The 16,251-nt window shown below is 58.3% G+C and carries 15 protein-coding genes and 1 tRNA gene; 8 read left to right on the top strand and 8 right to left on the bottom strand.

Annotated elements, in window-relative coordinates; all coding sequences use genetic code 11:
• Positions 1-94 precede the first annotated feature (94 nt).
• The 3 genes from EGX79_02970 to EGX79_02960 all read left to right on the top strand — a co-directional run bounded on the left by EGX79_02970 (position 95) and on the right by EGX79_02960 (position 2,531).
• A complete protein-coding gene (locus EGX79_02970; protein ID AYX82697.1) occupies positions 95-1,186 on the top strand; it encodes a diacylglycerol kinase in 1,092 nt (363 codons plus the stop codon).
• 485 nt (positions 1,187-1,671) lie between these two features.
• A complete protein-coding gene (locus EGX79_02965) occupies positions 1,672-1,941 on the top strand; it encodes a WhiB family transcriptional regulator (protein ID AYX81237.1) in 270 nt (89 codons plus the stop codon).
• Between the two features lie 514 nt (positions 1,942-2,455).
• Positions 2,456-2,531: transfer RNA gene (locus EGX79_02960), tRNA-Ala, on the top strand.
• A 149-nt stretch (positions 2,532-2,680) separates the two neighbouring features.
• On the opposite strand, the gene EGX79_02955 is transcribed toward EGX79_02960, so the two are convergent.
• Entirely contained in the window at positions 2,681-2,989 is a 309-nt protein-coding gene (locus tag EGX79_02955; protein AYX81236.1) for a mycothiol system anti-sigma-R factor, read from the bottom strand.
• A complete protein-coding gene (locus tag EGX79_02950) occupies positions 2,986-3,615 on the bottom strand; it encodes a sigma-70 family RNA polymerase sigma factor (protein ID AYX81235.1) in 630 nt (209 codons plus the stop codon). Before EGX79_02950 ends, EGX79_02955 begins: the two co-directional genes overlap by 4 nt.
• A 98-nt stretch (positions 3,616-3,713) precedes the next feature.
• Between EGX79_02950 and ybaK the strand changes: the two genes are divergently transcribed.
• On the top strand, positions 3,714-4,226 hold the full coding sequence (gene ybaK / locus EGX79_02945; GenBank protein AYX81234.1) for a Cys-tRNA(Pro) deacylase: 513 nt from the start codon (positions 3,714-3,716) through the stop codon (positions 4,224-4,226).
• Between the two features lie 39 nt (positions 4,227-4,265).
• Here ybaK and EGX79_02940 read toward each other — a convergent pair whose 3' ends face one another.
• Positions 4,266-4,961: an SOS response-associated peptidase gene (locus tag EGX79_02940; GenBank protein AYX81233.1), complete on the bottom strand. Its 696-nt coding sequence runs from the start codon at positions 4,959-4,961 to the stop codon at positions 4,266-4,268.
• A gap of 70 nt (positions 4,962-5,031) precedes the next feature.
• On the opposite strand from EGX79_02940, the gene aroA reads away from it, so the two are divergent.
• Genes aroA through EGX79_02925 form a run of 3 tightly spaced genes read left to right on the top strand, consistent with a single transcriptional unit; the run spans position 5,032 to position 8,931 of the window.
• Positions 5,032-6,510 (top strand): 3-phosphoshikimate 1-carboxyvinyltransferase, encoded by a 1,479-nt coding sequence (aroA, locus tag EGX79_02935; GenBank protein ID AYX81232.1) that lies wholly within the window; start codon positions 5,032-5,034, stop codon positions 6,508-6,510.
• 2 nt (positions 6,511-6,512) lie between these two features.
• Positions 6,513-7,559, top strand: a complete 1,047-nt coding sequence (gene rsgA / locus EGX79_02930) for a ribosome small subunit-dependent GTPase A (protein ID AYX81231.1) — start codon at positions 6,513-6,515, stop codon at positions 7,557-7,559.
• Complete coding sequence (locus EGX79_02925) at positions 7,546-8,931, top strand: Cl- channel, voltage gated (GenBank protein AYX81230.1); 1,386 nt, start codon at positions 7,546-7,548, stop codon at positions 8,929-8,931. The genes rsgA and EGX79_02925 overlap by 14 nt, the downstream gene beginning before the upstream one ends.
• Here EGX79_02925 and EGX79_02920 read toward each other — a convergent pair.
• The 4 genes from EGX79_02920 to EGX79_02905 form a co-directional block, all read right to left on the bottom strand.
• A complete protein-coding gene (locus EGX79_02920) occupies positions 8,928-10,268 on the bottom strand; it encodes an acyl-CoA desaturase (protein AYX81229.1) in 1,341 nt (446 codons plus the stop codon). The two genes, EGX79_02925 and EGX79_02920, sit on opposite strands and share 4 nt — an antisense overlap.
• 69 nt (positions 10,269-10,337) lie before the next feature.
• Complete coding sequence (locus EGX79_02915) at positions 10,338-11,402, bottom strand: iron-sulfur cluster-binding domain-containing protein (GenBank protein AYX81228.1); 1,065 nt, start codon at positions 11,400-11,402, stop codon at positions 10,338-10,340.
• Between the two features lie 329 nt (positions 11,403-11,731).
• Complete coding sequence (locus EGX79_02910; GenBank protein AYX81227.1) at positions 11,732-12,223, bottom strand: hypothetical protein; 492 nt, start codon at positions 12,221-12,223, stop codon at positions 11,732-11,734.
• Positions 12,223-12,624 (bottom strand): HAD family hydrolase, encoded by a 402-nt coding sequence (locus EGX79_02905; protein ID AYX82696.1) that lies wholly within the window; start codon positions 12,622-12,624, stop codon positions 12,223-12,225. Before EGX79_02905 ends, EGX79_02910 begins: the two co-directional genes overlap by 1 nt.
• A gap of 296 nt (positions 12,625-12,920) precedes the next feature.
• On the opposite strand from EGX79_02905, the gene EGX79_02900 reads away from it, so the two are divergent.
• Complete coding sequence (locus EGX79_02900) at positions 12,921-13,544, top strand: hypothetical protein (GenBank protein ID AYX81226.1); 624 nt, start codon at positions 12,921-12,923, stop codon at positions 13,542-13,544.
• Positions 13,545-13,547: 3 nt separating this feature from the next.
• On the opposite strand, the gene secA is transcribed toward EGX79_02900, so the two are convergent.
• A complete protein-coding gene (secA, locus tag EGX79_02895) occupies positions 13,548-16,250 on the bottom strand; it encodes a preprotein translocase subunit SecA (protein ID AYX81225.1) in 2,703 nt (900 codons plus the stop codon).
• Between the last annotated feature and the right edge of the window lies 1 nt (position 16,251).

Raw genomic sequence — 16,251 nt, 5'->3', positions numbered from 1 at the left:
CGAACCGATGAATACACCCTGGAGGCATACCGGCTAATGCGCCCATCACAAGTCTGCTCATGCACTATTCTTGGTGCCTGTGCGTGCGTTGCTAATCTCCAATCCGAATTCGACCAGTAACACTGCTCGACGTATGCCCGGCGTTGTGCGGGCGCTTCGCTCGGTCGAGGGGATTCGCTTGACATCCATGTTTACCGCCTACCCTGGCCATGCTGCGGAAATGGTGGCGGGTAAAACGGTTCGCGATTACGACGTCATTATTTCTCTCGGCGGCGACGGAACCATTAACGAGATTGTCAATGGGCTCATGAACTCCAACCCATTCTCCGCACTGCCTGCCACTGACCTGCCTGTCATCGCGACAATTCCCACCGGCAGTGCCAACGTTTTGGCAGGTGCGTTGGGTATTCCCCGCGACCCCGTAGATGCCGCGTGGTACATCGCAAGTCTGCTGCGCTCCCGAACCCGCAGCACTATCAGCGTTGGACATGCAGCGGAGCGATGCTTCGTGGTCAATGCCGGTATCGGCATCGATGCGGAAGTCATTTCCACCATGGAACAGCTCCGACAAAACGGTACCCGCGCCAAAGCCGTGCGCTATTTGCCGGCAATTTTCACCGCATGGAATCAGTTGCGCAAAAGCCCGCCACAAATCACCGCAACTACCGACGGCACGGAGTTTGGCCGTGATCTCGCAATGGCCGTGGTGTCCAACTCCAATCCCTGGACATTCCTCGGCGACCTCCCCATCGTCACCAACCCCACTGTGTCCCTACGCAGGGGCCTGGGCTTTTATGGCTTCACTTCCCTGAGGGGAGTGACGGGACTTGTCGCCGCAGCCAATTTAGCCGGTTTCTTCACCCGACTGCGTTCCCCCTTCCACGTCGAAGCCCGCGAACGACGCGTCGACAACGTCCAGCACATCGAGCTCACCGCTACTGCCCCACTTCGTCTCCAGTTGGACGGCGAGTACATCAATCAGTGTGAGTCCCTCAACATCCGTGTTAAGCAAGGCGCTATCAATTTTGTGGCGCGTGCCGACGATTACACCGAGGACCAGTTCACCAAGAAAGTCGCTACCCGCCCCGTGGACGAGCGCTTGCTCGTTGTGGTGACCAAAAAGGTCATGGATCGCACACGCCGACTGTTCAGTACTAGCCAAAAGACCGAGGCAAACCCGGCTTAAACTGCAACTGTTTACTGACAAGCCAACAAAAATGCGCCATACACCCTCACTACTGCAATTACCAAAACTAATTTTACCCCCACAAAGGGCTAGTTTTGACCTGGCGTTTTAACCAAAACTTCACTTTTCTGTGAGGTTTGGCACTTTTATTCATTTTGCTCTTTACGAACCGTCCCAGTCGTGAAAACATGTAAATCGTCAGCGAGACAGGCACGCAGTTCACTGGTTGTGTAACCATGCAAGTCTCGCCTTTTTAGGCGCAAACTCTTTGGTGAGTCCCCACTACCTTTCACGTCGTATAGGCGATGGAACAGGTGGCCCCTCCCAAGATGCCTAATACCCCTGGGCAACCGGGAATGAACCCCAACCTTCGTTGAGATACGGCGATTTGTCGTGTCTGACGAAATCCATTTCCGGAGCTGCCTTCCCGCAAGGAAATTTAACCCTGCCCTCACCCGGGGCTCGTAATGTTTTAGGAGTTTGTCATGGATTGGCGTCACAAGGCCGTTTGTCGTGAAGAGGATCCGGAGCTGTTCTTCCCGGTCGGTAACTCCGGCCCGGCCCTCGCCCAGATTGCTAAGGCCAAGGTCGTTTGCAACCGTTGCCCCGTTACTGCTCAGTGCCTGGCCTGGGCACTTGAGACCGGCCAGGATGCAGGTGTCTGGGGCGGCATGAGCGAGGATGAGCGTCGCGCACTGAAGCGCCGTCGCAACCGCGGCCGCACCCGTCGCACTCGCACCAGCACCACGGTCTAATTAAAGGACTTACCCTCGTACCGTGTAATCTATACCGGTTGATACCTGTTTAACCCGATAGAAAGAGAGCCCAGCTATGAGCAAGCGTGGCCGTAAGCGCAAGGACCGCCGTAAGAACAAGGCTAACCACGGCAAGCGTCCGAACAGCTAAGTTGCCCTTAGTTGCAGCAGTCTTAGCCATCACCGGCTAAGACATCTCACTCCACTCCAGCACAACTCGGTATTGCACCGAGGGACGGGGTGGAGTTTTTTATGCCTCCAGCGGATACCCCAACGGGTACAGGTCTGAAAGTGACTAGGTTTATGACACATGAATTGAATTCACCCGCGGTTTTTTGTCATAAACCTAGTCACTTTCAACACCTTTTCGATGCCTCGTCGATACCGCATCCTCGCTTTCCGGATTAACCATCCGCCAGAACCTTACCAGCGAGTTTGGAGCCCAAACCCCACCGGAGTAACGTCTGAAAACAGAGCTTTTACAGCAGCTCCAGCTAGGTTGCTCGAAAGCAATGGGGCTATAGCTCAGCTGGTAGAGCGTCGCGTTCGCAATGCGAAGGTCAGGGGTTCGATTCCCCTTAGCTCCACAAATAGCTCCACAAAAATATCCCAGGCCACATCACCGTGACCTGGGATTTTCCCATTACGCATTACCGCATTACCGCATTACGCAACATCGCATTAAGCATCAAAGGAATACGAGCCAAAAGATGACGCACCAAAACCTAGCCGCCAGCAATTATCCGCGGTACTCCACCCGCGTATAGGACACGCGAATCCGAGTGGTAATGCGCTGACGGAGGTCCTCAGGGGCAGGTTGCTGGCAACACCGGCGCAGCAGCCGTCGTATAGCTTGCTCGGAACCGAACTCTTCCAAGCACTGAGGGCATTTGTGAATGTGTTCCTCGAGAAAGCGGCGCTCCTCCGAATCACACTCTCCATCCAAAAATGCGTGTAGGCGCGAGTGGACATCCTGACAGAAAGCATCTTCACAGGCGTGTCCGCGCTCTGGCGTCTGCTCCATATCTTGGCTCGACTCTCGGCTCATCGCGGAGAATCTCCCTTCTCTTCTTTCAAGAATCCACGTTCCACGGCTACGTTGTGCAACGCGTCTCGGAGCTGTTTTCTTCCACGGTGGAGCCGACTCATCACAGTTCCGATGGGCGTGCCCATGATTTCGGCGATCTCCTTGTAGGGCAATCCCTCGACATCGGCGTAGTAGACCACCATCCGGTAGTCCTCTTTGAGACTCATCAAAGCGTCACGAATTTCCTCGTCAGGAAGCTTTTCCAGCGCTTCAACCTCAGCAGAGCGCAGCCCTATCGAAGTGTGCGACGCGGTTTCCGCGATCTGTGAATCCGTGATGTCATCGGTGGCGTACTCGGCAGGACGTCGCTGCGCCTTGCGGTAGCTGTTGATGTACGCATTCGTCAGAATGCGGTAGAGCCACGCTTTCAGATTCGTGCCCGGCTTGTAGGAGCGGAAGCCCTGAAAAGCCTTGATATAGGTCTCCTGCACCAGGTCTTCGGCATCGGCGGGGTTGCGTGTCATCCGCAGCGCCGCTCCATAGAGCTGATCCAAAAGCGGCATGGCATCACGCTCAAAGCGCTGCGCAAGCTCCTCATCCGACTCATCAGTCCGGATGGCCGATGTTCCTGTCTGATCACCTGACATGCTACCTATCCTAAAACATCCGCACCCACGAGTCGGCCAGACCCCCGTCACCAGGCATTTCGTCGCGTAGCTGCACTGGTGTGCAACGATGGGAAATTATGTCGAAGAAGTCCGCCAAGAAATCCGCTGCCGCCACCCCGGCAATCGCCGTCTGTCAGAACGCCGGAATCGACTTCCACGTTCACCAATTCCCCCACGGCAGCGACAACTTCGGCGAAGAGGCCGCCTCTTGGCTACTAGAGCATCTCGGAGTCGAGCCCGAACGCATCTTCAAAACTCTCATTATCGAGCTATCCGGCAAACGCACTGGGCTGGCCATCGCCGTCGTCCCCGCCACCGGAATGCTCAACCTCAAGGCCGCCGCCGCGGCTGTCGGGGCTTCCAAGGCAACGATGGCCGACCCCCATGACGCGTCACTTGCCACCGGCTACGCTCCCGGCGGCATCTCCCCGCTTGGCGGTCGCCGCAAGCTCCCCACAGTCATTGATGAGACAGCCACTCTCGCCGACACTGTGTTTGTCTCCGGTGGTCGCCGCGGGTGGGACATCGAACTGTCACCCGCTGATCTGGTTTCGCTTTGCGACGCCACGGTCGCCGACATCGCCCGCTAACCCTGCGGCTACTCCTGCAACCTCCCCGCTGATACGGCCTTAAAACAGCTCCTCGTTGTGGCCGGGTGCTGCTCCATCGGGCCCATTCAGCAGGTGCGGCCCTTCATTCGCAACATTGCCGACGGCGCGGTTGACCGGTCGGATGGTCAGCTTGTCCACCACTTCTGCGCTGGTCATGCCAACATTTCCGTCTGCTGCCCAGGCCGAGAGATCCAACCAGTCACTGACTTCGTCGTCGGCAAGCACGCGCGGCATACGATGATGCAGATCCGCGAGCTGTCCCACGGCGTCGGTGGTGAGAATTGTGGCGGAGACGATATCGCCCCAGCGCGCCCACAGCCCCGCGACGGTGAAAAGCGGTGCGTCATCGCTGAAGCTGACGAAGTAGGGCTGGCGATTCTTCCACTCGTACCAACCGTTCATGGGGATTGCGCAGGGCAGGCTGTCCCGGAAAGTCGGTTTGGACTGCCAGGTTTCCGCACGAGCATTGAAGAAAGGTGTTGTTGGCACTTCGCGGGCCCACTGCGGAATTAAACCCCAGCGCACGGTGGCAGCAATGGTTCCTGTGCGGCCGGGGTGCTCGCGGGCAAGAGCAACTATTGGCATGGTCGGTCCGATGTTGTAGCGGGAGGTGGGCAACGGGCCGTCGGCACGCACGGGCGCCAAACCGGGAATCTCAGCCGTGGTGCTGAGCAGTTCTTCGGCGACTGTGAAATTGACGAAACGACCACACATACCAACTGATTGTGCCGTTGACTCCCCCTCTAGTCGAGGTATGGAGTGAAAGTGTTCCATAATTGGTTGTGTGTGTTCCCAAAATCAGAATTGGTCCGCCCCTACTGTAAGTGTCGACGGTGCCGAGGCCGGTCGACAGCCTTTTAGCGCCACGGTGCAGATTGCCGGCTCGAAGTCGATTACGAACCGTGCCCTTGTCATCGCGGCGATATCTTCGACACCATCGGTTATCCATGGTGCTCTGCGCTCTCGCGATACCGATCTTATGATTCGCGCACTGCAGGCCCTGGGAACTGACATCAGTGCCGACTCGACATATTCGGGTGCCCCGAACCACACGCTCCGCGTCACTCCACGCATGCTTCGCGGTGGTGTCGTGGAATGTGGTCTCGCAGGTACGGTTATGCGCTTCGTGCCACCTATCGCAGCTCTTGCGCAGGGGTCGGTGTTCTTCGAAGGCGACGTAGAAGCCAAGGCTCGCCCGATGTCGGCCGTGCTGGATGCCCTGCGCAGCCTCGGTGTGAACATCGCGGGCAATGGGCTTCCCTTCACGGTCAATCCGCAGGGTCCGAATCAGGGCAACCGCCTCGGTGACTCGGTCCAGGAGCAGGATCTGCCGGACATCGGCGGCGAAGTGGAAATTGACGCTTCGGCTTCGAGCCAGTTCGTCTCTGGTCTGTTGCTGTCAGCACCGCGCTACGGCCGTGGCCTGGTACTTCGCCCGACCGGTGAGATTCCTTCCCGCCCGCACATTGACATGACCCTGGACATGCTTCGCGAGGCCGGTGTGCAGGTCGAGGAGACCACGGCCGACACACCTGAGGGACCACGCACAACGTTCACCATTCACCCGACCGAAATGATGGGTCGTATTTGGCAGGTCGAGCCTGATCTGTCCAACGCCGCCGCCTTCCTGGCCGCTGCGGCTGTCACTGGTGGCAGCGTCACCGTGCCCGACTGGCCAGAGCACACCACGCAGCCGGGCGACCGCATCCGCGAGATCCTCACCGCTATGGGCGCTACCGTGACGTTCAACCGTCACGAAGGTGGCCACACCAGCCTCACCGTCGTGGGCCCAAAGCCGTCGGAGCTGCGCGGAATCACGATGGACATGTCCGAGGTTGGCGAGCTGACCCCCACCGTCGCGGCCATCGCCGCCTTGGCCACTACCCGCACCGAGCTGACGGGTATCGCACACCTGCGCGGTCACGAAACCAACCGTCTCGCCGCGCTCACCACGGAAATCAACCGTCTCGGCGGTCGCGCGACCGAGCTTGACGACGGCATTGCGATCGACCCCGTTCCGCTCCACGGTGGTCTCTGGCACAGCTACGCCGACCATCGAATGGCCACCGCTGGTGCCATTGTTGGCCTGCGCACGGAGGGCGTGGAAGTCGAAAATATCGGTACCACTGCTAAGACCATGCCTGGATTCGATCTGCGCTGGCTGGAGATGCTCGGACTGGCCTCCCCCAGCCCTAGTTCGTTGGAAAAGTCAGTCGAAGCTCGAATTGATGGTGTGGACAACGGAACCGAGGCAGGGAAATAACAGTGGCGGCACGCAGGCGTGGACGGCAATGGGACGAGTCCGATGTACGCATCCGCCCCGGTAAAGGGTCGCGACCACGGACGAAGGATCGCCCCCGCCACGCCGATGCCCACTGGGGCATGGTGGTGACCAAGGATCGTGGTCGTTGGGGTGTAGTCCTCGATAACAACCCTGATGTTGCAGTGACATGCATGCGTGCCCGCGAGCTCGGCCGCACCAATATCGTTGTCGGTGACCGTGTCGGTGTCGTAGGCGATGTCAGCGGCCGTGCGGGCACACTGGCCCGCATCGTCAAGCTGGCAGAGCGCAGCACGGTTTTGCGTCGCACCGCCGATGACAATGACCCGTATGAGCGCATCGTCGTGGCCAATGCCAGCCTGCTGCTCATTGTGTGCGCAGTCGCCGATCCTGAACCTCGCACCGGTTTTGTCGAACGCGCGCTGGTCGCGGCCTACGCCGGCGGTGTCCGCCCCGTGCTCTGTCTGACTAAATCCGATCTGGCCGACCCAGAGGAATTTGCCGGGGAGTTCTCGGCACTCGGAGTGGATGTCGTTGTCTGCGGTATTAATGATGACTTGGCTCCTCTGTCAGAACTCATCGATGCCCCAGGACGAGTGACAGCTTTGGTTGGGCATTCCGGCGTGGGGAAATCGACCCTCGTCAACCGGATTGTTCCCGAAGCCAACCGTGAGACCGGCGAAGTTAGTGGTGTGGGTAAGGGCCGCCATACCTCCACGCAGTCGGTGGCGCTGATGTTGCCGTCGGAAAGCGATGACGATGCGGCGTCGTGGATTATTGATACCCCGGGCATTCGTTCCTTTGGTCTGGCTCATGTGACACCGGAGACGCTGCTGGCGGCGTTTCCAGATATCCAGGCAGCGACAGATGAATGCCCACGTGGTTGCACCCATTTGGGGCCGCCCGCGGATCCAGAGTGCGCCCTCGACAAGCTGGAGGGAGTTCAGCACCGTCGAGCGATGGCCGTGCGTCGCCTGTTGAGCGCCATCAGCGACAACGAGGACTGGGAGCTGGACATTGAAAGAGACTAGCCACACCGATTCTGTGGAGACGCCCTCTGAAGCCGCGGCTGGTGCTGAGTCGGACAAAGCGGGCTCCGGACTCTACCCCGCTCCCGGCAGTTGGATTCGGCTGTGCATCTACACGCTTATCGTGGGTCTTGCGACGGGGCTCGGAGCTGCCGGGCTCGCGCTGATCATGCACGGCATCGAGTACGCGGTCTACGGGCAGCACGAGGGTGACGTAGCGGTCGTAACCGATGGCACCACTGGTTTACAGCGCTTTGTCGGAATTGTGTTGGCGGGGCTGATTGCAGGACCAATCTGGGCAGCTCTTCGCACAAAGGCGAAGCCTGTTGAAAGCGTTGAAGCGGGCATGCACGGCCGCCCCATGCCTGTGTGGTCAACTCTTGTCAATGTGTTTTTGCAGATGGCGACCGTCGCTGCAGGTGCATCCATGGGACGCGAGAATGCCCCGCGTGAGCTCGGTGCGATGGTGGCTTCACAGATGTCGCATCGACTGCGCATCGATCCGCTACACCGCCGTATTCTGGTCGCAGCAGCAGCCGGTGCCGGCCTGGGGGCGATTTATCACATCCCGTTGGCTGGAGCGGTTTTCTCGTTGGAGATTCTGCTGGGCTCACTGAGCATTACCGCGGTGATGGTGGTGCTGGCGTGTTCAGCCATCGCCACGGTGACGTCGGGCATCGTGGTCGGCAGTAGCCCGCTCTACAGCCCAATTAATCTCTCAGACGGCTGGGGCAACCTCGGGGCAGCACTGCTCATCGGTGTTATCTGCGGTGCCATTGGCTACGCATTTCGCATTCTCAGCTCTCGAATGTCGGACACAGCACCGACTGGCTGGCACTCTGCCTGGGCCATCCCCCTCGCATTCACACTGGTTGGTGTGATTTCACTGTGGGTTCCAGAAGTATTGGGCAATGGCCGTATCGCTGCGACCACAGTTCTCATGGACCGCCCGCTGCTGGGTTTTGCAGTCATCCTGCTGATTGCGAAAGCTATCGCGGTTCTCGTTACTTTCCGTTCTGGTGCCGTCGGTGGTCTCTTGACTCCCGGCTTTGCCCTTGGCGCGCTCAGCGGTTTCATCGTCGGCTGCTTCGTACAGCCATTGATGCCCTCAGTTCCGCTGAGCGACTTTGCGATTCTCGGCGCGGCGGCCTTCCTGTCGGCGTCCATGGCAGCCCCACTTTTCGCACTGATCGTGACCGTGGAGTTCACCGGCCAGAATTCCTCGGCTTACTTAGCACTCTTCCTCGCTGGTGCAACTGCGACGCTGACCGTGACCATGATTCGCGCCTGGCTACGGCTCCCCCACAAGCAATCAATGCCATGGAACCGCGAACCAGCAGTCGCGGCTGCGGTTCGCAAGCGGGCCGAGGGCTAACCGCGCGCAGCAGTGTGCGTCGAGCGACCGGTGTAGGCCCGGACAATTTCCCGGACACCTGGGCGAAGACGGCGGAGCATTCGCAGGCCCGTCGCTAAGCCCTTGCGTTGCGGGGAACTGGACTGGAGCTCCGCTTCAACCTGCGGATACTTCTTGAACGCCGTCTCCGAACGTACCTCTGGGGCGTTGTCCGGGTCAGCGACTAAGAAACGATCCGGCAGCGACAACTTCAGCAGCGTGCGCTGGACCTGGAAGAACTGCTTCGGGAACGACCCCGTGTTGTATGGCAGGTCGTATTCCCGGCAGATCTGCTGAACCTGCTTCGAAATCTGCGCGAGCCTGTTGGACGGCATGTCCGGGAACAGGTGGTGCTCAATCTGGTAATTCAGATTTCCTGAGAGCACCGACAGCGCCAGCCCACCGTGGAAGTTCGCCGAGCCCAGCATTTGGCGCAAATACCACTCACTCTTGTCCTCGGTGTTGTACTGCTCCTTGGTGAAAGTCTCGGCATCATCCGGAAAGTGTCCGCAGAAGATGACCGCGTAGGCCCAAAGATTACGGGCGAGGTTGGCCATCATGTTCGCAAAGGCCACCTCACGGTAACGCGGACCCGCCATCGCCGGGAAGAGAACGTAGTCCTTGAGCACCTGGCGCCCCGACTTGTTGAGCACCTCCATGAGCTGCGGTCGGGCCTCATCCCAGGATTTCTTGCCGGCGAACACGCGCCCGAGCTCGACGTCATAGAAGGCCACTGCCCATTGGAAAAGGCTGGCCAACACCACGTTTGTCACCGGCTGCAGCAGCGTCGATGGCTTCCAACGGCGGTCACGAGTCACCCGGAGAATGCCATATCCCACATCGTTGTCCATACCGAGCACGTTGGTGTACTTGTGGTGGACAAAGTTGTGGGAGTGCTTCCACCCGCTGGATGGGCAGGAATTGTCCCACTCCCAGGTGGCCGAGTGAATCTCGGGGTCATTCATCCAGTCCCACTGACCGTGCATGGTGTTGTGGCCGATTTCGAGGTTTTCCAAAATCTTTGCCAGCCCCAGCGCTGAGGCACCCGCCCATTTGAAACCCCAGTGCGCGGTGTTCTTCCACGACTTCGGCAGCATCCCTAGTTTGTTCAGGGCCATGCCGGCTGTCGGTACCATCAGCAGACCTCGACCAGTCACCTCAAGGGTGCGTTGAATGCGGATGAGCGTGCGGATGTAGCGAGCATCCTTCTGCCCCAGCGAATCGCGGTGTTGCTTTTCGATTTCCGCAAATCGACGCCCAATCTCTGCGACGTCTTCTTCGCTCAAGTGCGCATACGATGCGATATCAGAAATTGCCATGGGAAGGGTCCCAACTCCTTTAGGTAGTTTCTCCTGGTTAATACAGGTTGAGATAGATGTGGGGCGAACTTACAGTTCGATACGCGCGTGCCCCGCCGGCGCACAGACGCACGTTCGGACCCGCTCCCCCGCCACAAACGTCGCACCGGTGCGGATGTCCCGCGCTGCGCCGTCGGAGAGCTGCTGCACGCACGTCGCACAAATTCCCATCCGACAGCCGTACGGCAGGTCAACCCCGACGCTCTCGGCCGCCTCCAGGATGGTGGTTGCACCGTCTACGTCGATATCGCCTCGGCTGCCTAAACTCACCGTGCCGCCGACCTCCCCTGCCGCCGAGCGGTCAACGGTGAAACGTTCCGTCCGCAGCCCGGGAAACTCCGGCTCAAGGTTTTTCAGCAGTTCAACCGGACCACAGGCGTAGGCGCTTGCCGACGATGCCAGCGCTCCAAAGTCAGCAATGATGTCGGTAACCGCCGCAGCGTCAATCCGCGGCTGCGTCTCCGTATTCCGGGCATGCAGGCGATACTTCAACGCGCTAGTAGCGCTGCACTGTTCCAGCTCGCGAAGCTCATTGACAAACACAGCTTCTGCCTCGCCGCGGTAGGAGTGAATGTGCTCGACTTCCACTGAGGCATTGCGAGCTGAAAGATCACGCAGCATGGAAATCACCGGAGTTACGCCGGAGCCTGCGGTAACAAACGCAATGCGGGCTGGGAGCGGCTCCGGAAGATGGAAATCCCCAGCCGGGGCAGCCAGGCGGACGACAGTACCCGGCTTGACATTGGCGACGAGGTGTTGGGACACATAGCCGTCGTTTAGCGCACGGATGTTGATAGTCAGCAGCCCGTCATGAGGCCGCGGCGCATTTGTCAGCGAGTAGGAACGCCACAGGTATTTCCCCTTGACCTCTACGCCAAGTCCGATGAACTGGCCTGGCTTGAAGTCTGTTGGCATCCCCCAACCCGGACGGATTATCAACTCTGCTGAAGTAGGAGATGTGGGATTGATGGCCTCAATCTGACCGCGCAGCTCGCGACTTGACCACAGCGGATTTAGCAAATGCGTGTAATCATCGGGCAAAAGTGGCGTGGATAAATGCTTGAATACCCGGGAAACTTTGGTCTTAAGCCCCATTTTTGGCCCTCCTGACTGTCACGGGCGAACAAGTAATAACGCTGTTCATCAGTAGGCATGCCCCACCCGATTCATTATTACGTGTCCGTAGGTTACTTAGACGTAGACTACGGAGCGGTAAGTTATTGGTCAAGAGAAACAAATGATTTTGACACAAATAGCGAAATTGTCATTACCCCCACTCCCGTGCGAAACACCCCCTTTGACATGGAGCTTATCCACACAAAACAATCCCGTCTTTTATACCCCCACTGAAAACACTTGTGCCATACAAAAAAGGGGCTGGGTTCCTAAACCCAGTCCCCTTCTTTAACGCCGAGCACGCGCTACTACAGGAAGTCGACCACCATGCCGAGCTCAGCTACGTCGTACCACGCCAGCGGGATCTCCAGCGCATCGCCGACAGTGAGCTCCGCATCCTCGTCACCGAGATCTGCCTTATCGACGGCATCAATCGCAGCCTCAACCTTGCTTTCCGCCTCTTCCACATCAATGTGGAGAGCTGCAACGTCGGCAAGCGAAATTGGGCCGCCGACCTTAACCACAGCATCTCCCATATCCGACTGCGGCTCCGCCTCCACATCAACGGAAATGACCACTCGACGGTGCGGGAACTTCTCTTCTGCGGCATCGAGCAGACGGAGCGACGCACGCGCAGCCTCATCAAAGGCTACGTCTGCCAGTTCCTCATCATCGCCCTCAGTAAAGAAATCGCGCAGCGCTTCAGTGACAGCAAAGCCCCAACCACCGCGGGCGTGGAAGAGCTCATCCTCCTTAAGCGCCTCAAGCATGGAGAAAGTCGCTGGGATATAGACGCGCATTAGAACTCGCCCTCGAGACCCAGCAGACCGGCAATCTCGACCACTGCGCGGTCGAACTGCTGATAGAAGACTCCCACCATGCCGTTAGAGACGGCCGCATGGATGTTCTCAATCGAATCATCTACCAACACGCAGTCCCGTGCCGGCAGTTCAATAGCCGCAGCGGCTGCATTAAAAGCCTCTGCCGAAGGCTTCTCATGGCCAATTTCACCAGAGAGCACAACTGCGTCTACCAGGCCCTCATCTTCGAGCTTGCGAATCGGATCCGCCGATGGGCCACCTGGGTCATTCGACAGGACTGCCAGGCCAACACCATTTGCACGCGCCTCTACCAGCAAATTACGCCAACGTGCCTGGTCTTCATCCGTGCCGTCAAGGACACCACAGTAATCGATAATCATTCCGCGCATGGCCTGTAGTTTATCGCATGACCTGCACGTTTGCCTTTTTTCCAGTTCAGCGTGTTAATTGGCTGTTCGTTACGCCCATTTGTAGACGACCAGAACGGCCTTGACGGAAACCGATAGGACCATTAACAGCGAAACACTCAGCCCATTTCGCGACTGCGCCTTCTCCACAATCCCCCCACGCCGGCCGTGAATTCCCCTTCACAAGCTGCACACTTAAAGCACTTGTAGGACAATGGTCTTCAGCAAGGGGGAACTTGCCAATGGAGAGTTTTTAGGGGGATTAATCCATGGCACCAACGTCTCACGTACCAAAATCTCAGACACCGATGCCTTACGCGCTGTCGCACGCCGCTGAGCACCGCTCCAGTGGCAGGGAATCCATTGAACCGGCAACGGGCTTTTCGCTTCTCCACACAATTCAACTCGGCCAGTCAGCTAATGCCGCCGCCTCTCAAACCGCAAAAGTGGCACCGACCTACAGCGGATGCTCGGCTGCCACCGGAGCCGCTGTCATGACGGCATTACCGCCCGTCGCGGCCGCTCCTGCTGCAAAAAAGACGCCGCAAACACCGCACGTCGTCCAGCACTGTGAACAGAATCTGAGACAGGAGCTTGGCACGATTACTCGCCGCGTCTTCGACATCATCGCGGGTCGCAGGCGAGTCAACGATCTACGTCGCATCAATATCGACCCGATTATTCACGCTGCGATACTCACGCTGTCGAAAAACACCAGCCTCAAGGGTGTCGCGTTGCAATCCTTTCACGCCAGCGCTTCCGCGGACGGCAAGAAGGTCGAGTTCCTGGGTAGTTGCCGTGTCGGTCCGCGCGTTCGCGCGTTCACGGGCACTTTCCGCCGCGGAACAGCAAAAACGCGGCCATGGACCATGACCGCGTTTCGGGTGCTTTAGTGCTTAGCGACGGCGCTTGCGAGCCGCCTTCCGACGCTGCGCTCGGTTGCCCTCAGACTCTTGATCCACGCGCTGCTGCTCTGCACTGCCGTCCTCGCTGGGGCCGGAGTAAGTCATCTGCTGATTCTGCTCAGCAGCTTCCGTTGGCAGAGCTGGAGCCTGGTTCTCCTGCCCCTCGGCGTTTTCCACTGCGGGCATAACCTGCTTACGGATTAGGAACAGCTGACGAACCGATTCTTCCTTGATGCCGTCCATCATCGCGGTGAACATGTCGTAGCCCTCACGCTGGTACTCCACCAGCGGGTCAGCCTGGGCCATGGCGCGCAAGCCAATGCCCTCCTTGAGGTAGTCCATCTCGTAGAGGTGCTCGCGCCACTTCTGGTCCATGACGTTCAGGATGGTGAAGCGCTCGATGTTGCGCATCTGGTCGTCGCCGCCAATTGCGGAGACCGCATCCTCAAGCTGGTCGTAGCTGGCCGAGATGTCCGTGTGCAGAGCCTTGGACAGCTCATCGGCCGAGAGGTCACCTGGGGTACCGAAGTCAGAGCCATCAATAAGCTCTTGCGCCGTAAACGTCGGGCTGTAGAGCTGCTCAAGGGCATTCCACAGCTCGTCGAGGTCCCAATCCTCCACGTAACCGTCAGCGGTGGCACCGTTGACATACGCATCGACGACGTCGTCCTGCATGTCACGGACCTGAGTCTTCAAATCCTCACCTTCGAGGATGCGACGGCGCTCAGCGTAGATGACCTTACGCTGCTGGTTCATAACCTCGTCATACTTCAGAACATTCTTACGGATTTCGAAGTTCTGGCTTTCCACCTGAGCCTGAACGCTCTTAATGGAGTTGGAAACAACCTTGGAGTCAATAGGAACGTCATCCGGGACATTCAGAGTGTTCATCAGCGCTTCCATGCGCTGACCGTTGAAGCGAACCATGAGATCATCGCGCATGGACAGGTAAAAGCGGGTAACGCCCGGGTCACCCTGACGACCGGTACGACCACGCAACTGGTTGTCAATGCGGCGTGACTCATGACGCTCAGTACCCAGGACGTAGAGGCCACCGGCCTCACGTACCTTGTCAGCTTCTTCCTTCGACTGCTGACGAACACGCTCAATCTCAGCGTCCCACGCCTCTTCGTACTCTTCCGGAGTTTCCACCGGGTCCAGACCACGAGAGCGCAGATTCAGGTCAGCGATAATGTCCGGGTTACCGCCCAGCACGATGTCAGTACCACGACCGGCCATGTTAGTTGCCACGGTAACGCCTCCGAGACGACCCGCCACTGCGACAATCTCAGCTTCCTTCTCGTGGTGCTTAGCGTTCAGCACAGAGTGAGGAATACCTTCGCGCTGCAGGAGCTTGGAAAGGTACTCGGATTTCTCGACTGACGTCGTACCAACGAGAACTGGCTGCCCCTTTTCATGGCATTCGCGGATGTCTTCGACAACAGCGGCGAACTTTGCCTCCTGCGTCTTGTAAATCAGGTCGGGCAGATCCTCACGCTGCTTCGGGCGATTCGGCGGAATCGCCATGACATTCAGCTTGTAAATCTGGTGCAGCTCAGCCGCTTCAGTCTCAGCCGTACCGGTCATACCGGACAGCTTGTCGTAGAGGCGGAAGTAGTTCTGGAGCGTAACGGTTGCCAGCGTCTGGTTCTCGTTTTTAATCTCCACCCCTTCCTTGGCCTCAATTGCCTGGTGCATGCCCTCGTTATAGCGACGGCCTGCCAGCACGCGACCGGTGAACTCATCAACGATGAGAATCTCACCATTACGGATAATGTAATCCTTGTCGCGGGTGAACAGCTCCTTGGCCTTCAGGGCATTGTTCAGGTAACTGACCAGCGAAGAGTTTTCCGGAGCATACAGGTTGGCAATGCCCAGCTGATCCTCAACGAATTCAACACCCTCTTCACGAATACCGATGGTGCGCTTTCGCTCATCGACTTCGTAGTGAATATCGCGCTTCATACGCGGCACAATCTTGGAGAACGCCAGGTACCAGTGCGGATCGCCATCTGCCGGACCGGAAATGATTAACGGAGTACGGGCCTCGTCAATCAGAATCGAGTCAACCTCATCGACGATGGCGAAGTGGTGCCCACGCTGCACCAAATCGTCGAGCGAATGCGCCATGTTATCGCGCAGGTAGTCAAAGCCGAACTCGTTGTTCGTGCCGTAGGTGATGTCGGCAGCATAGGCCTTGCGGCGCTGATCCGGGCTGAGCTCAGAGAGAATCACGGAAGTCTCAAGCCCCAGGAAGCGGTGGACTCGACCCATCCACTCCGCGTCACGCTTAGCCAGGTAGTCATTAACCGTAACGACATGAACGCCCTTGCCTGCCAACGCATTGAGGTATGCGGGCAGCACACAGGTCAGGGTCTTACCTTCACCAGTACCCATCTCGGCAACGTTGCCGAAGTGCAGTGCCGCACCGCCCATAACCTGGACGCGGTAGTGCTTCTGCCCCAGCACGCGCCAGGATGCCTCGCGCGCCGTGGCGAAAGCATCCAGAAGCAAATCGTCTACATCGGCACCGTCAGCCAGCTGCTTCTTAAACTCCTCGGTCTTGGCACGGAGTTCATCGTCTGAAAGAGCTGCGTACTCGTCTTCCTTGGCGATGACCTGATCTGCAATATTGCCAAGCCTCTTGACAGCGCGGCCTTCACCAATGCGGAGCAACTTGCTGAGCGAAAACACT

The sequence above is a fragment of the Corynebacterium jeikeium genome, assembly GCA_003955985.1.
In the GTDB taxonomy this organism is placed as follows: Bacteria; Actinomycetota; Actinomycetes; order Mycobacteriales; family Mycobacteriaceae; genus Corynebacterium; species Corynebacterium jeikeium_D.
Note: the sequence above shows the minus strand (reverse complement) of the source record. Positions and strands in the feature narration are given on the sequence as shown.

Excerpts from the sequence above, each read along its gene's own strand:
- EGX79_02965 (AYX81237.1), top strand. The coding sequence starts at position 1,672 with ATGGATTGGCGTCACAAGGCCGTTTGTCGTGAAGAGGATCCGGAGCTG.
- EGX79_02955 (AYX81236.1), bottom strand. The coding sequence starts at position 2,989 with ATGAGCCGAGAGTCGAGCCAAGATATGGAGCAGACGCCAGAGCGCGGA.
- EGX79_02950 (AYX81235.1), bottom strand. The coding sequence starts at position 3,615 with ATGTCAGGTGATCAGACAGGAACATCGGCCATCCGGACTGATGAGTCG.
- ybaK (AYX81234.1), top strand. The coding sequence starts at position 3,714 with ATGTCGAAGAAGTCCGCCAAGAAATCCGCTGCCGCCACCCCGGCAATC.
- EGX79_02940 (AYX81233.1), bottom strand. The coding sequence starts at position 4,961 with ATGTGTGGTCGTTTCGTCAATTTCACAGTCGCCGAAGAACTGCTCAGC.
- EGX79_02920 (AYX81229.1), bottom strand. The coding sequence starts at position 10,268 with ATGGCAATTTCTGATATCGCATCGTATGCGCACTTGAGCGAAGAAGAC.
- EGX79_02915 (AYX81228.1), bottom strand. The coding sequence starts at position 11,402 with ATGGGGCTTAAGACCAAAGTTTCCCGGGTATTCAAGCATTTATCCACG.
- EGX79_02910 (AYX81227.1), bottom strand. The coding sequence starts at position 12,223 with ATGCGCGTCTATATCCCAGCGACTTTCTCCATGCTTGAGGCGCTTAAG.
- EGX79_02905 (AYX82696.1), bottom strand. The coding sequence starts at position 12,624 with ATGATTATCGATTACTGTGGTGTCCTTGACGGCACGGATGAAGACCAG.
- EGX79_02900 (AYX81226.1), top strand. The coding sequence starts at position 12,921 with ATGGCACCAACGTCTCACGTACCAAAATCTCAGACACCGATGCCTTAC.